The organism is Enterobacter sp. SENG-6, from assembly GCF_001605945.1.
Taxonomy (GTDB): Bacteria; Pseudomonadota; Gammaproteobacteria; order Enterobacterales; family Enterobacteriaceae; genus Enterobacter; species Enterobacter cloacae.
In genome coordinates this window covers 1-15,711 of the sequence record NZ_LOMM01000028.1, presented here as the reverse complement: position 1 = coordinate 15,711, position 15,711 = coordinate 1, and the positions used below count along the sequence as shown (strand labels likewise).

12 protein-coding genes and 1 pseudogene are annotated in these 15,711 nt (G+C 53.6%); 4 read left to right on the top strand and 9 right to left on the bottom strand.

Going from position 1 to position 15,711, the window contains the following annotated elements; all coding sequences use genetic code 11:
* Nucleotides 1-134: 134 nt before the first annotated feature.
* Entirely contained in the window at nt 135-1,208 is a 1,074-nt protein-coding gene (gene ompC / locus AX755_RS14685; protein WP_013096520.1) for a porin OmpC, read from the bottom strand.
* 625 nt (nt 1,209-1,833) lie between these two features.
* Nucleotides 1,834-2,712 carry an aromatic amino acid DMT transporter YddG gene (yddG, locus tag AX755_RS14680; protein ID WP_062856986.1) on the bottom strand — a complete coding sequence of 293 codons (879 nt, stop codon included), beginning with the start codon at nt 2,710-2,712 and terminating at the stop codon, nt 1,834-1,836.
* A 221-nt stretch (nt 2,713-2,933) separates the two neighbouring features.
* Here yddG and fdnG point away from each other — a divergent pair, with 221 nt between their 5' ends.
* From fdnG to fdnI, 3 genes are read left to right on the top strand one after another with little or no spacing between them, the layout of a single operon-like run.
* A complete protein-coding gene (gene fdnG / locus AX755_RS14670) occupies nt 2,934-5,981 on the top strand; it encodes a formate dehydrogenase-N subunit alpha (protein ID WP_104668944.1) in 3,048 nt (1,015 codons plus the stop codon).
* Between the two features lie 11 nt (nt 5,982-5,992).
* Nucleotides 5,993-6,877 (top strand): formate dehydrogenase subunit beta, encoded by an 885-nt coding sequence (gene fdxH, locus AX755_RS14665; protein ID WP_062856984.1) that lies wholly within the window; start codon nt 5,993-5,995, stop codon nt 6,875-6,877.
* Entirely contained in the window at nt 6,870-7,526 is a 657-nt protein-coding gene (gene fdnI, locus AX755_RS14660) for a formate dehydrogenase-N subunit gamma (protein ID WP_062856983.1), read from the top strand. Before fdxH ends, fdnI begins: the two co-directional genes overlap by 8 nt.
* 54 nt (nt 7,527-7,580) lie before the next feature.
* Here the strand turns inward: fdnI and AX755_RS24640 are convergent, their stop codons facing one another.
* The 3 genes from AX755_RS24640 to ppk2 all read right to left on the bottom strand — a co-directional run bounded on the left by AX755_RS24640 (nt 7,581) and on the right by ppk2 (nt 9,013).
* The gene (locus AX755_RS24640; RefSeq protein ID WP_071830020.1) at nt 7,581-7,904 is read right to left on the bottom strand and encodes a CcdB family protein; all 324 of its coding nucleotides are present in this window, start codon (nt 7,902-7,904) and stop codon (nt 7,581-7,583) included.
* Complete coding sequence (locus AX755_RS24635; protein WP_072036492.1) at nt 7,904-8,092, bottom strand: type II toxin-antitoxin system CcdA family antitoxin; 189 nt, start codon at nt 8,090-8,092, stop codon at nt 7,904-7,906. The genes AX755_RS24640 and AX755_RS24635 overlap by 1 nt, the downstream gene beginning before the upstream one ends.
* A 102-nt stretch (nt 8,093-8,194) precedes the next feature.
* Entirely contained in the window at nt 8,195-9,013 is an 819-nt protein-coding gene (gene ppk2, locus AX755_RS14655; RefSeq protein WP_062856982.1) for a polyphosphate kinase 2, read from the bottom strand.
* Nucleotides 9,014-9,180: 167 nt separating this feature from the next.
* On the opposite strand from ppk2, the gene araJ reads away from it, so the two are divergent.
* Nucleotides 9,181-10,356 (top strand): MFS transporter AraJ, encoded by a 1,176-nt coding sequence (gene araJ / locus AX755_RS14650; RefSeq protein WP_048972074.1) that lies wholly within the window; start codon nt 9,181-9,183, stop codon nt 10,354-10,356.
* Between the two features lie 61 nt (nt 10,357-10,417).
* Here araJ and adhP read toward each other — a convergent pair whose 3' ends face one another.
* The 4 genes and pseudogenes from adhP to sra all read right to left on the bottom strand — a co-directional run.
* Entirely contained in the window at nt 10,418-11,428 is a 1,011-nt protein-coding gene (gene adhP / locus AX755_RS14645) for an alcohol dehydrogenase AdhP (RefSeq protein ID WP_013096530.1), read from the bottom strand.
* Between the two features lie 195 nt (nt 11,429-11,623).
* The gene (locus tag AX755_RS14640) at nt 11,624-13,333 is read right to left on the bottom strand and encodes an ABC-F family ATP-binding cassette domain-containing protein (RefSeq protein ID WP_062856981.1); all 1,710 of its coding nucleotides are present in this window, start codon (nt 13,331-13,333) and stop codon (nt 11,624-11,626) included.
* A gap of 329 nt (nt 13,334-13,662) precedes the next feature.
* Nucleotides 13,663-15,360, bottom strand: coding sequence for an NAD-dependent malic enzyme (locus AX755_RS14635; protein WP_013096532.1), 1,698 nt, complete (start codon nt 15,358-15,360; stop codon nt 13,663-13,665).
* 176 nt (nt 15,361-15,536) lie between these two features.
* Nucleotides 15,537-15,641: pseudogene (gene sra, locus AX755_RS14630) on the bottom strand (stationary-phase-induced ribosome-associated protein); the annotation flags it as partial.
* Nucleotides 15,642-15,711: the final 70 nt, after the last annotated feature.

The window sequence follows — 15,711 nt, the reverse complement described above, 5'->3', positions numbered from 1 at the left end:
TCCCTGTTCAGGCTGTGACGTTAGGACAGTGACGACAGAGCAGTATACCGGAACCAGGGGATGACGATCAGGGGAGCGGGCAGAGGGGCAAAAAAAAGCCAGCCGCAGGGGCTGGCTTTCTGGTGTGACAAATCTTAGAACTGGTAGGTCAGACCTACAGCAACGATATTGTCGGTAGCGATTTTAGCGTCTTTGGTGAACGCATTGTCGTCCAGCAGGTTGATTTTGTAATCAACATAGGTGGACATGTTTTTGTTGAAGTAGTAGCTCGCGCCAACGTCAACGTATTCCACCAGATCCTGGTCGCCGTAAGAACCGATGTCTTTACCTTTGGATTTCAGGTAAGCGATGGACGGACGCAGACCGAAGTCGAACTGGTACTGAGCCACAACTTCGAAGTTCTGTGCTTTGTTTGCAACGTGACCGTCACCGAAAGCCGTCATGTTACGGGTTTCAGAGTAGGTGGTTGCCAGGTAGATGTTGTTCGCATCGTACTTCAGACCGGCTGCCCATACTTCTGCGTTCTCGCCACCTGCGTTAAGGTCGCTTGCTGCACGAACCTGACGGTCAGTACGGTCAGATTTCGCGTAGGTTGCACCCGCTGCGAAGCCGTCGAATTCATAGGTAGAAGAGAGACCCCAGCCGTCACCGTTAGATTCGGTGATGTCGTTACGGTCGTTTTTACCCTGGTACTGAGCGGCAACGTTCAGGCCGTCAACCAGACCGAAGAAGTCGGTGTTACGGTAAGTCGCTACGCCAGTTGTACGGCCAGTCATAAAGCCATCAGTCTGGGTCCAGGTATCGCCACCGAATTCTGGCAGAACGTCAGTCCATGCGCCGATGTCGTACGCCACGCCGTAGTTACGGCCGTAGTCGAAGGAACCGAATTCGTTGAATTTCAGACCTGCGAACGCCAGACGCGTTTTGTTACCGTCAGCACCCTGGGATTCAGAGCGGTTGCCCTTGAACTCATATTCCCACTGGCCATAACCGGTCATCTGGTCATTGATCTGAGTTTCGCCTTTGAAGCCCAGACGAACGTAGGTTTTGTCGCCGTCGTTGTCAGTATCATCAGAAAAATAGTGCAGACCTGTGACTTTACCGTACAGATCCAGCTTGTTACCGTCTTTGTTAAAAACTTCAGCCGCGTTTACAACGCCTGCTGCCAACATGGAAGTGACCGCCACTGCAACTAATTTAAGTTTCATCTTAAATATTCCTTATAATTTTCTTGGGTATTTCCTGAACCACTTCGAACGATTTCCAAACGAGGCTGTTCGTCAATGGCAAGCTATTTTTAAAAATCTTGTAGCCTGCTTTCAATAATAAGTTTCAAAATATTAAAGATAATTTCAATTAGTGTGATCGTGATCGGGTAAATTTCAGCTTTACCGAATAAATTGCCTGAAAATTATGCATTTTGTGCGCGTTTTACCGCCATTTTCGTTGCGGGGAATATAATTATTACCATTTTTATTTCATGGTGTTAATTGTCGTTTTTTCCGTTCTTTTACAATCGTTGATGAAATTTACATGCATTAAAATCAGTGGCTTATAAGATTAATCGCACGTTGATTTCGATGTGTGAAGTGAATGTTTTGCAGTGAATTATATTATTTTATGCTTTTTCTGACGTGACTGTTTGCTATGCAGTTATTACGTTCCGGTGTCAGTTTATGTCAATTTGCGCGCCATATCTTTACGAACGAGAGTTAATATAAACAGAAACTAAACCGCTTTCTATTATTTTGCTAAAGAGTGAATGGGCGATCACATTTTAAATTTATGTTAATTATGTGGCCGAGTTGTAATTAACCCGGCATCAGGAAAAGATTATTTTCGTGTGGCGTACCAGCACAGCAAAGAACCCACACAGACCATGATGGCGCCTTGCCAGAAGGAGAAGGAAAGTGGGGCGCTCAACAACAGCGTCGCCAGCGCAGCGGATAAGACCGGGGTAAAATAGGACACGGCTGCCAGCACCGTGACGTTACCGTGAAGGATCCCAATATTCCACGACGCATAGCCCAGCCCCAGTGCGACGCCGCACATGAGTAATTTCACCACCACCGGAACGCTGAACACCATTTCCGGTTGATCGCTTAGAGCATATTTCACCCACAAACTCAGCGCGGTAAGCAACACAAAGAGCGTGATCCCGTTTTGTCCTTTGGCATATTTACTGGTTACCGTGCAGTACGCCGCCCAGATAAACGCGCCGGCAAATGCAAGGGCATAGCTGAGGGGGCTGGAGACAACATTGCGGATAATCTCATTCACCTGCAACCCCTGTTCGCCGCCCAATACCCAGCACACACCGAGTAAAGAGAGGGCTAATCCGGGGATCACCCACAGGGACGATTTCTGCCCGTTAAACAAAATGGCAAACACAATGGTCAGACTTGGCCAGAGATAATTCACCATGCCGACTTCAATCGCCTGTGAACGCGTAGCCGCATACCCTAACGACAGCGCCAGACAAATTTCGTAGCTCACAAACAGGAGGCTGCCGGCAATAAGATAGCCGGGAGTGAAGCGCCGGATTTGAGGAAATCCTACCGTCACCAGACAGAGTAAGCCGCTGACGGTATAGATCATGGCGGCACCCCCCACAGGCCCAAGCCCTTCACTCACGCTGCGAATGAGCCCCACCATGGTGCTCCATAACAAGATTGCTGCCAGCCCAATCAGCGTTGCTCTTTTTCTGTCCATACCCTTGCCATTACTCTCAAAACCAAAGGCAAAACTTATAGCACCGATCGCGCCCCGGTCGCGAATTATTCTCTTAAGCCGTTAATCAAAAAGAGGTATTTAAATGCGAGATGGTTGACTATTAAGGGGGCGAACACCGGCGACCTTGATTTGACGCAAAAAAAACAGGGGCTTTGCTGTTAGTTTGCGGCGCGAAGTCTTATCCGTAAATGAGGACAACAATGGACGTCAGCCGCAGACAATTTTTTAAAATCTGCGCGGGCGGTATGGCCGGAACAACAGCCGCGATGCTGGGATTCGCTCCCAAAATGGCGCTGGCTCAGGCGCGCAACTATAAACTGCTGCGTGCCAAAGAGATCCGTAACACCTGCACATACTGCTCCGTGGGTTGTGGGCTTTTAATGTATAGCCTGGGCGATGGCGCGAAGAACGCCAGAGAGGCCATTTATCATATTGAAGGGGATCCGGACCATCCGGTGAGCCGTGGGGCACTCTGCCCGAAAGGGGCGGGACTGCTGGACTACGTTCACAGCGATAACCGTCTGCGCTATCCGGAATACCGCGCGCCGGGTTCCGACAAATGGCAGCGTATTTCCTGGGATGAAGCCTTCTCCCGGATTGCCAGACTGATGAAAGCTGACCGCGACGCCAACTTCATTGAGAAGAACGCGCAGGGCGTGACGGTGAACCGTTGGCTCTCTACCGGCATGCTGTGCGCCTCGGCGGCCAGCAATGAAACCGGCATGCTAACGCAAAAATTTGTTCGCTCCCTCGGGATGCTGGCGGTTGATAACCAGGCGCGCGTCTGACACGGACCAACGGTAGCAAGTCTTGCTCCAACATTTGGTCGCGGTGCGATGACCAACCACTGGGTTGATATCAAAAACGCCAACGTCGTGATGGTGATGGGTGGCAACGCCGCTGAGGCCCATCCGGTGGGGTTCCGCTGGGCGATGGAAGCGAAAAACAATAACGATGCGACGCTTATCGTCGTCGATCCGCGCTTTACGCGTACGGCATCGGTGGCCGATATCTATGCACCGATCCGCTCCGGTACGGACATTACGTTCCTGTCGGGCGTGCTGCTGTATCTGATAGAAAACAATAAAATCAACGCGGAGTACGTAAAACATTACACCAACGCCAGCCTGCTGGTGCGGGATGATTTTGCCTTCGATGAGGGGCTGTTCAGCGGCTATGACGCGGACAAACGTCAGTACGATAAATCGTCCTGGAACTACCAGTTCGATGAAAACAGCTATGCCAGACGCGATGAAACCCTGAGTCATCCACGCTGCGTGTGGAACTTGCTGAAACAGCACGTTTCCCGCTATACGCCGGACGTAGTAGAAAACATCTGCGGTACGCCAAAAGCCGACTTCCTGAAAGTGTGTGAGGTGCTGGCCTCTACCAGTGCCGCCGACAGAACCACCACGTTCCTGTACGCGCTGGGCTGGACGCAGCACACCGTTGGTGCGCAGAACATCCGTACCATGGCGATGATTCAGCTGCTGCTCGGCAATATGGGCATGGCGGGAGGCGGGGTAAATGCCTTGCGCGGTCACTCCAACATCCAGGGCTTAACCGATCTGGGTTTACTCTCGACCAGCCTGCCGGGTTACCTGACGCTTCCGTCGGAAAAACAGGCCGATCTGCAAACCTATCTCACGGCCAATACGCCAAAAGCGACGCGTGCGGAGCAAGTGAACTACTGGAGCAACTATCCGAAGTTCTACGTCAGCCTGATGAAATCGTTTTATGGCGATGCGGCGCAGAAAGAGAACGACTGGGGCTTTGAGTGGCTGCCGAAATGGGACCAGGCCTACGACGTCATCAAGTATTTCAACATGATGGATAAGGGCAACGTCACGGGCTATATCTGCCAGGGCTTTAACCCGGTAGCGTCCTTCCCGGACAAAAACAAAGTGGTTCGCAGCCTAAGCAAGCTGAAGTACATGGTCGTTATCGATCCGCTGGTGACGGAAACGTCTAACTTCTGGCAGAACCACGGCGAGATGAACGATGTGGAGCCCGCATCAATTCAGACCGAGGTCTTCCGCTTGCCGTCTACCTGTTTTGCCGAGGAAGACGGGTCGATCGCCAACTCCGGTCGCTGGTTACAGTGGCACTGGAAGGGGCAGGATGCGCCGGGTGAAGCGCGTAATGACGGTGAAATTCTGGCCGGGATTTACCATCGCCTGCGTGAGATGTACCGCACCGAAGGCGGCAAAGGCGCTGAACCGTTGCTGAAGATGAGCTGGAACTATAAGCAACCGGATCATCCTGAATCCGAAGAGGTGGCCAAAGAGAACAACGGCGTGGCGCTGGCCGATCTCTATGACGCCAACGGCAATCTGGTGGCGAAGAAAGGCCAGCTGCTGAACAGCTTTGCGCTCCTGCGCGATGATGGTTCTACCGCGTCGTCCTGCTGGATCTACACCGGCAGCTGGACCGAGCAGGGCAACCAGATGGCCAATCGCGATAACGCAGACCCGTCCGGGTTGGGCAATACGCTTGGCTGGGCCTGGGCATGGCCGCTAAACCGTCGGGTGCTGTACAACCGTGCGTCGGCGGATATCAACGGTAAACCGTGGGATCCGAAACGGATGCTGATTGCGTGGAACGGCGCGAAATGGGCGGGGAATGATATTCCTGACTTCAATACCGCGCCACCGGGCAGTGAGACCGGACCGTTTATTATGCAGCCGGAGGGGCTGGGACGCCTGTTTGCCCTCGACAAGCTGGCTGAGGGGCCATTCCCGGAACACTACGAGCCGATGGAAACGCCGCTCGGCACGAACCCGCTACACCCAAATGTTATCTCCAGTCCGGTCGTGCGTATCTACGCTGACGACGTGTTGCGTTTAGGCAAAAAGGACAAATTCCCGTATGTGGGAACCACCTATCGCCTGACGGAGCATTTCCACACCTGGACCAAGCACGCGCGGCTTAATGCCATCGCGCAGCCGGAACAGTTTGTGGAGATAAGCGAAACGCTGGCGAAAGCGAAAGGGATTGCCAATGGCGATCGCGTGACGGTGAGCAGCAAACGTGGCTTTATCCGTGCGGTTGCGGTGGTCACCCGTCGTCTGCAGACGTTGAACGTGAATGGTCAGCAGGTGGAAACCGTGGGTATCCCGCTGCACTGGGGCTTTGAAGGTGTGGCGCAGAAAGGCTATCTCGCCAATACCCTGACGCCAAACGTTGGCGATTCCAACTCGCAAACGCCGGAGTACAAGGCGTTTCTGGTCAACATCGAGAAAGCGTAAGGAGCGAGTAAATGGCGATGGAAACACAAGACATTATTAAACGCTCCGCGACCAACCCGATAACGCCCGCGCCGCGCGCGCGGGATTATAAGGCCGAAGTCGCCAAGCTTATCGATGTCTCTTCCTGTGTGGGCTGCAAAGCCTGCCAGGTGGCTTGTTCAGAGTGGAACGATATCCGCGATGAGGTAGGGCACTGCGTTGGCGTTTACGACAACCCGGCCGATCTGAGCGCCAAATCCTGGACGGTGATGCGTTTTAGCGAAACTGACCAGAACGGCAAGCTGGAGTGGCTGATTCGAAAAGACGGCTGTATGCACTGTGAAGATCCGGGCTGCCTCAAGGCCTGCCCGTCTGCAGGCGCCATCATCCAGTATGCGAACGGAATCGTCGACTTCCAGCAGGATAACTGTATCGGCTGCGGGTATTGCATTGCGGGTTGTCCGTTTAACATCCCGCGCCTCAATAAAGAGGATAACCGGGTATACAAATGCACCCTGTGCGTAGACCGCGTCAGCGTCGGGCAGGAGCCTGCCTGCGTCAAGACCTGTCCAACCGGGGCCATTCACTTCGGCACCAAGAAAGAGATGCTGGAGGTGGCGCAGCAGCGCGTGGACAAACTAAAAGCGCGCGGCTACGACAAGGCGGGCATCTACAACCCGCAGGGGGTGGGCGGTACGCACGTGATGTACGTTCTACATCACAATGACCAGCCGGAGCTGTACCACAATCTGCCGAAAGATCCGGTGATCGATACCTCCATCAACCTGTGGAAAGGGGCGCTAAAACCACTCTCGGCGGCGGGCTTTATCGCCACCTTTGCCGGGCTGATTTATCACTACATCGGTATCGGGCCGAATAAAGAGGTGGATGACGACGAGGAGGAACATCATGAGTAAGTCGAAAATGATAGTGCGCACAAAGTTTGTCGATCGCGCCTGTCACTGGACGGTGGTGATCTGCTTCTTCCTGGTGGCCGTATCCGGAATTTCGTTCTTCTTCCCGACGCTGCAATGGCTGACGGAAACGTTCGGTACGCCGCAGATGGGGCGTATTCTGCACCCGTTTTTTGGCGTACTGATTTTTGTGGTGCTGATGTTTATGTTTGTGCGTTTCGTCCACCACAATATCCCGGACAAGCAGGATATTCCCTGGCTGAAGGGCATTATTGAGGTCCTGAAGGGGAACGAACATAGAGTCGCGAAGGTCGGTAAATACAATGCCGGACAGAAGATGATGTTCTGGAGCATCATGAGCATGATTTTCGTCCTGCTGGTGACCGGTGTGATCATCTGGCGTCCTTATTTTGCGCAGTACTTCCCGATGCAGGTCATCCGCTACGCGCTGCTGATCCACGCAACCTCAGCCATCATTCTGATCCATGCCATTTTGATCCATATGTATATGGCGTTCTGGGTTAAAGGGTCGATTAAAGGCATGATTGAAGGGAAGGTGAGCCGCCGCTGGGCGCAGAAACACCACCCACGCTGGTACCGGGAAGTGGAGCGACAGGAAGCGAAACAGGAGAGTACGGAAGGGATGAAGTAAAACGTCCTGCGCCGTCGGCTTTGCCCGGCGGCGCTTCGCTTGCGCGGGCCTACGTTATGTGTTCGTCACTAACGCATCTATCGCCGCAATGACGGTACTTCTTGCGCTGCGAAGATTACATACAAAATTTTTATTATTTAATTTCTTTTTCTCCACGTGTGTTATGCCAGCGGTGTTGAGAAAATATCTCTCAAATTCAATGTTTATTAATGGTGTGGCGGCGTTGTAATGCCCATGTAGGTTATTATGATAGCTTAAAGGAACAATCAGTCTTGTTGATAAGTCATCATAATAGTCATGTTGAATTATCATAAAATAAGGCTGGTATTCGCGCGTTTTGTCTGAGGGGTTACGATAAACATCGAACTGAAAGCACATTAAAGCCCTCCAAAATAAGGGTCATCTGATAATAATCCCGCTTTAGCAGTAAATTCATTCATGGCTTTTATGAACTCCTGATCCTGATGGTGCTGGCGTTTACGTTCCTCTGGAGTCAAGGCCTGACGCGGTATTCTCTCTGTCCGGGGTGGTCTGCCACTGCAGTTTTCTGTTCGGTTTGGTTTCATTTTTAGCCTCCTTTGTTGGTGCGGTCATTATCAACCGCAGCCAACAAAAAACAATACCGTTTCCCCTGGTAATCTTCATTATGCGAGCCGTCTTCCAGCTTATCAGAATTTCTCCGCATTATATCGGAAAGGATATTTTGTCGGTTTGACTTTGCCAATTTTTCGCTTCGGTAAATCCACTTTTTCAACGTGAAGTTCTTTATACGGGATCTGCGAAAGCAGATGGGAGATAATATTCAACCGCACGCGTTTTTTATCTTCCGAGCGCGCCACAAACCACGGTGCCCAGGCAGTGTCCGTGGAGGCAAACATGGCATCCCGCGCTACGGTGTATTCATCCCATAAATTGAACGACTTAATATCCATAGGCGATAATTTCCAGATCTTGCGGCCATCGTTGATGCGATCGCGTAGCCTGCGTTCCTGCTCTTTCGGCGTCACTTCAAGCCAGTATTTCAGCAAAATGATCCCGGCATCGACCATCGCTTTTTCCATCACCGGTGCGCCATCAAGAAACTTTTCAACCTGTTCCGGCGTGCAGAACCCCATCACCCGTTCAACGCCTGCGCGGTTGTACCAGCTGCGGTCAAAAATAACGATTTCACCAGCAGCGGGCAGGTGCGGAACATAACGCTGGAAATAGAGCTGCGTTTTCTCTTTCTCTGTAGGCGCAGGCAGCGCGACAACCCGGAATACGCGCGGGCTGACGCGTTCGGTTATCGCTTTTATGGTGCCGCCTTTACCGGCCCCGTCTCGTCCCTCAAACACGATGCAGACTTTCAATCCTTTGGCGACAACCCATTGCTGGAGTTTGACCAGTTCAACGTGAAGGCGACGAAGCTCTTTTTCATACTCTTTTGTTTTCAGAGGGGCATTTTTAACGACATCAACAGCGACGCTGGTTTTCTTATTACTTGCCATGATTGTCATCCTCAGGTTGTCCGGTCGCGGGGAAGAAGCGAGGCCGCATTAAGAAGTGTAATTCACCTGAATTAATGGATTAACGTGTCAGTCTGCTGATTTGAACTGGCTCACCATACAAGATTATTCAATAATGCCCGCTGCGAATTTTCACTCGTGGTTGTGGTATGAAAAAGACAATTTTCTCGTTAGCCCTTAGCACGTTTGGCCTGGGCATGGCTGAATTTGGTATTATGGGTGTCCTGACGGAACTGGCGCATGATACCGGTATTTCCATTCCCTCCGCCGGAAATATGATTTCGTTTTACGCCTTTGGCGTGGTGATTGGCGCGCCGATTGTGGCGCTGTTTTCCAGTAAGTTCTCGTTAAAAACCACGCTGCTGTTTCTGGTTGCCCTGTGTGCGGTGGGCAACGCGATGTTTACCTTTTCAACATCCTACCTGTGGCTGGCGGCAGGGCGCTTAATCTCGGGGTTCCCGCACGGCGCAATTTTCGGCGTGGGGGCGATTATCCTCTCGAAAATAGCGCCACCGGGTAAGGTCACGGTGGCCGTGGCGGGGATGATCGCCGGGATGACCGTGGCGAATCTGGTGGGGGTTCCGTTTGGAACCTGGCTGGGGCATACATTCAACTGGCGTTATACCTTTTTCCTGATAGCCCTGTTTGACGCGCTGGTGATCCTCTCGGTGCTGGTGTGGGTACCAAACCTTCATGACGCATCAGAAATAAAACTCACCGAGCAGTTTCACTTCCTGAAAAAACCGGAACCGTGGCTGATCTTCGCCGCCACCATGTTTGGCAACGCTGGCGTTTTTGCGTGGTTCAGTTTTGTGAAGCCGTTTATGGTCAATGTCTCTGGCTTCTCCGAGGGGCTGATGACGATCATCATGATGTTAATGGGCCTCGGCATGGTGCTGGGTAACCTGCTGAGCGGGAAACTATCGGGTCGTTTCAGCCCGCTGCGTATTGCTGCCACCACCGATATGGTGATTGTCGCCTCACTGTTATTGCTTTTCGCCTTTGGCGAACAGAAAACCGCGTCGCTGGTGATGGGGTTCATCTGCTGTGCCGGGCTGTTCGCACTCTCAGCACCACTGCAAATTCTGCTTCTGCAAAATGCGAAAGGAGGGGAAATGCTTGGTGCCGCAGGCGGACAGATGGCCTTTAACCTGGGCAGTGCGATTGGTGCTTATTTTGGCGGGATGATGATTACGCTCGGTTTTAGCTGGAGCTATGTCACGCTACCGGCGGCGATATTATCCTTCCTGGCGATGAGCGCGCTGCTGGTGTATGGCTATCTGCGCGCCCGGCGGGCTCAGTCTGATGCTCGTGCGCTGGCCTGAGTGCCGGAATGTGGTCATAAAAAACCGCCCCATAAACGGAGCGGTTAGCGGGAACGTACCGTTACGAGCGTAAATCAATCACCATGCGGCCGCGTATCTGGCCCTGTTCCATCTCTTTGAAGATGGCGTTGATATCTTCCAGCGGGCGCATCGTCACTTTTGGTACCACTTTGCCTTCGGCAGCGAACTGGAACGCTTCCTGCAGATCCTGACGGGTACCAACCAGCGAGCCGACCACCTGGATACCGTCCAGCACCAGACGAGGGATATCGAGGCTCATGGCTTCCGGCGGCAGGCCAACGGCCACCACGCGGCCACCGGCACGCACCGCGTCCACCGCCGAGTTAAATGCTGCTTTCGCGACCGCCGTTACCACAGCCGCATGTGCGCCGCCGGTTTTTTCCTGCACGATTTTAGCGGCATCTTCGCTGCGGGAGTTGATGGTTAAGTCTGCCCCCATGCTCGCTGCCAGCTTCAGCTGTTCGTCGTTAACGTCAAGAGCGATGACTTTGGCGTTGAAGACGTTTTTCGCATACTGCAGCGCGAGGTTACCCAGTCCGCCCAGGCCATAGATCGCAATCCACTGTCCCGGCTTGATATGGGAGACTTTTACGGCTTTATAAGTGGTGACGCCGGCACAGGTTATGCTGCTGGCCGCAGCGGAATCCAGCCCGTCAGGCACTTTTACCGCGTAATCCGCGGTCACAATGCACTCTTCAGCCATGCCGCCATCAACGGAATAACCGGCGTTTTTCACATCGCGGCACAGGGTTTCGTTGCCGGTATTACAGTATTCACAGTGGCCGCAGCCCTCAAAGAACCACGCGACGCTTGCACGGTCGCCGACTTTCAGTGACGTCACGCCAGGCCCAACTTCTTTCACGATCCCAATCCCTTCGTGGCCCAGGATCACACCGGTTTTATCACCGAAATCGCCATTTTTGACGTGGAGGTCAGTATGGCAAACGCCACAGCACTCCATTTTGAGCAGGGCTTCGCCGTGCTTCAGTGGGCGTAAGGTTTTTTCGGTAACATTGACCTGATGATCCTGTGTAACAACAGCAGCCTTCATAGGTTTCTCCTTGTTTCTGATGGGTATGTGTATCGCAGGGGAATACTACTTAAGGATTAATAGTTTAGAGGAGTTATGCAAGGCGGCGGCAACATAATGTCACCAATTGATGCGATTTCAGATTAAGAATACAGCGATCCTCTAATAATTAGGGGGGAATTCACTGGCCCGGCGAGAAGCTCGCCGGGCACAGATCTACAGTTTTGCTTCTATCACCTCAATCTCTTTGCGCCATTGCACCTGCAGATGTGGTTTCTGATGCTTAGGCTTACGCGCCAGGTCTTCTGCGAGTAGCGTTTCCAGCGCGATCAGCCTTTCAAGCAGATCGTCCGAGGCTTGCGCTTTAACATCCGCGACTGCTGGTGACGCCGACGACGCCATCAGGCCTGTGCGTTCACGCAGCCGTTCGAACACCGCTTCGGCGTCATGCCATTCGCTCAGCAAACCGTCCTCAATCAGCCAGAAGCGATTGCAGCTTTGGGCGATCAGCTGCCGGTCATGGCTGACCAGCAGCACTCCGCCGTCAAACTGTTGCAGGGTAGTGGCCAGCGCCTCTTTGCCTTCCATGTCCAGGTGGTTGGTAGGCTCATCCAGCATCAGCAGGCTATAACGGGCAAGCGTCAGGCCGACAAACAGCAGGCGCGAACGCTCCCCGCCGCTGAGGGTGCTGACCTTTTGCCCGTGACGCGCCCACGGGAACCCGGCGCTGATAAGCGCCATCTTGCGATCCTGTGGCGCTGGCGCAAAAGGCTCCAGCGCGTCGAAGATCGTTGCCTCATCCGGAAGCTGATTCAGCGTTTGGTCGTAATAGCCTGGCGACACGCGAGGATGGAGTTTTAGCCCAGCCTCTGACGGTTCACCTGAGAAATGCCGCCAGATGAGCTTCATCAGCGATGATTTGCCGCAGCCGTTACGCCCGACGATAGCCACGCGATCGCCACTTTTAAGCCGCGCAATGTCGACGTGAAATAGATCGGGCAACCCAGGTGCAGGCGGTACGCCGAGGTTTTCCATCTCCAGCAGTCGGTCCGCTCGCAGGGCATCACCACGCAGGGTTAACGTCCACGGACTGCCTGCCGTGAGCTCTGTCTGGCTCTCCTTTAGCCGCTCGACCTGTTTTTCCATCTGTTTGGCTTTGCGGGCCAGATCTTCGTTATCGTAGACCTTGCCCCAGGTGGCCAGCCGTCTGGCACTGGCGGTTACGCGGTCGATCTCCTTTTGCTCCGCCTTATTCCGCAGCGCATCGCTTTCGTCTTTCGCCACCAGCGCCTGGCGCGCGGCGGTGCAGGGAAGGGCGAAGTAGTGCAACATCTTATCGCGCAGGATCCAGCTGCCGTTGGTGACGGCATCCAGCAACTGCCTGTCGTGCGAGACCAGTACAAAGCTGCCGGACCAGTTCTGTAAAAACTGTTCCAGCCAGAGCATGGTAGGCAAATCGAGGTGGTTGCTCGGCTCGTCCAGCAGTAACAGATCCGGATCGCCGATCAACGCCCGCGCGAGCAGGAGACGCGTGTGTTGCCCGCCGCTCAGCGTCGCCGACGTTAAGGCCATGTCCTGCGGCGTAAAGCCCATACCCGCCAGCAGCGTTTCAGCTTTCCAGCGCAGGCTCTCGCGCTCAGTCGTGGGCAGTTGCGCCAGTACGGCATCCAGCATGGTCAGGGGATAAATGGCTTCTGGCAGATGTTGCTCAACGCGCGCCATCAGACAGTGTCCGGCCAGCGCGACGCTTCCGGCAGCGGGAGAGTCTGTGCCGTCCAGCACCTTCAGCAGCGTACTTTTGCCGCAGCCGTTGTCGCCCAGCAGGCCAATGCGGTCGCCTTTTTTCAGCGTAAAGGAGAGGGAGTCGAAGAGCGTGCCAAACGCCGTATCAACACGTAAAGATTGTGCAGTGAGTAAAGTGCTCATTGTTGCTTACCCAAGAGTTACAGGCATGTTTATGCCTCGTCAAACATCGCTGACGATAACTCAGTAAGCCCGAGAGAAGGGATTTCAGGGGTTGGTGTCTTCGCTCAAGCAGAAGTTATCGCAGCACGATACCGATAACGCTTGAGCTGGTGCGATCACCAAATGCATGTGAAACATTGAAAATTTCACAGTACAGCATAATTGGCCTCCTTATATATATTCAGTGGGTTAATGGATGAAAGGAGTGTAGCGGGGGAAAGGCGGTTTGGCTAGGGGGGAGGAATGTAATTCCCTCTCCCGGTGGGAGAGGGAACGGTCGGAACACAGTGTTAGATCGAAGTACGACGGTAGCTGCGGTATTCCGGCATCCAGAAGTTGTCGTCGATGGCCTGCTGCAGCGCGTCGGCAGAGGTTTTCACCGCCACACCCTGCTGCTGGGCCATTTTCCCGACCGCGAACGCAATTGCACGCGACACCTTGTGAATGTCTTTCAGCTCTGGCAGCACCAGTCCTTCGCCATCGTTCACCAGCGGTGAGTGGCCCGCCAGGGTTTCGCTTGCCGACATCAGCATCTCATCGGTAATGCGCGACGCGCCGGAGGCGATCACACCCAGACCAATGCCCGGGAAAATATAGGAGTTGTTGCACTGGGCAATAGGATAGGTTTTGTCCTTCCACACCACCGGATCGAACGGGCTGCCGGTTGCGACCAGCGCGTTCCCTTCGGTCCAGGCAATGATGTCCTGCGGCGTTGCTTCCACGCGCGAGGTCGGGTTGGAGAGCGGCATCACGATAGGGCGTTCGCAGTGCTTGTGCATCTCACGAATGATCTCTTCGGTGAACAGCCCCGTCTGACCGGAGACGCCAATCAGGATATCCGGCTTCACGTTGCGCACTACGTCCAGCAGAGAGAGCACTTCGTTGTCGGTGTCCCAGTTCTTCAGATTCTCACGTTTCTGCACCAGCTTGGTCTGGAACGGCAGCAGATTTGGCATGCCGTCGGTCAGCAGGCCGAAACGGTCGACCATGAACACGCGGGAGCGCGCCAGCTCTTCGCTTAGCCCTTCACGCTGCGTCTGGGCGATAATCTGCTCGGCGATACCACAACCCGCAGAGCCTGCGCCCAGGAAGACAATTTTCTGATAGCTCAGTTGGCTGCCTGCCGCGCGACTGGCGGCAATCAGCGTGCCGACGGTGACCGCGGCGGTGCCCTGAATATCATCGTTAAAAGAGCAGATCTCATCGCGATAGCGGTTCAGCAACGGCATCGCGTTTTTCTGCGCGAAGTCTTCAAACTGCAGCAGCACGTCCGGCCAGCGATGCTTGACCGCCTGGATGAAATCATCAACAAACTGATAATACTCGTCGTCGGTAATACGCGGATGACGCCAGCCCATATACAGCGGGTCGTTAAGCAACTGCTGGTTGTTGGTGCCCACATCCAGCACCACCGGCAGGGTATACGCCGGGCTGATGCCGCCGCAGGCGGTATACAGAGAGAGCTTACCGATTGGGATCCCCATGCCGCCAATACCCTGGTCACCGAGACCCAGAATACGTTCGCCGTCGGTCACCACGATCACTTTGATATTGTGGTTCGGCACGTTCTGCAGAATATCGTCCATGTTGTGGCGGTTCTGATAAGAGATAAAGACGCCACGGGAGCGACGGTAGATCTCTGAGAAGCGTTCACAGGCGGCACCCACCGTTGGGGTGTAGATCACCGGCATCATCTCTTCGAGATGATTTTGTACCAGACGATAGAAGAGGGTTTCGTTGGTATCCTGAATGTTGCGCAGGTAAATATGTTTGTCGATTTCGGTTTTGAAACCCTGATACTGGATCCACGCGCGCTCTGCCTGTTCTTCAATGGTTTCCACCACTTCTGGCAGCAAACCGAGCAGGTTGAAGCTGCTGCGCTCTTCCATGCTGAAGGCGCTACCTTTGTTGAGCAGGGGGAATTCGAGTAATACCGGGCCGGCATAAGGGATATATAGGGAACGATGTTTTTTCAGTTTGTTGTCCATGTCACTCACTCTTTTTTTGAAGATCCGTCCCTGACACTGCTGTTTGTCATCTTTCTGGCCTGTGCGATGGGGTGCGGTCAGGCGGTATTATAAAGGAGCTAAATATTAATTACCGCAACACATAAACAAAAACACCATCGGTTTTGCCGATGGTGTTAAGGATCTCTCCTGGGAACTTACTTGCCCGCGTGGCGTTTTCTGCCGGTGGCGTGAGTGACCTGTGTTTCACTGTCGCCTTCAATCACCACTTTACGTTGGTTAGAAAGCTTGTGACCTGCTCCCCGTTGATTAGTACACCCCGATGTTAGTAATGTCTTCATAAGCCACATGAGGACATCCCCATGAAGAAGC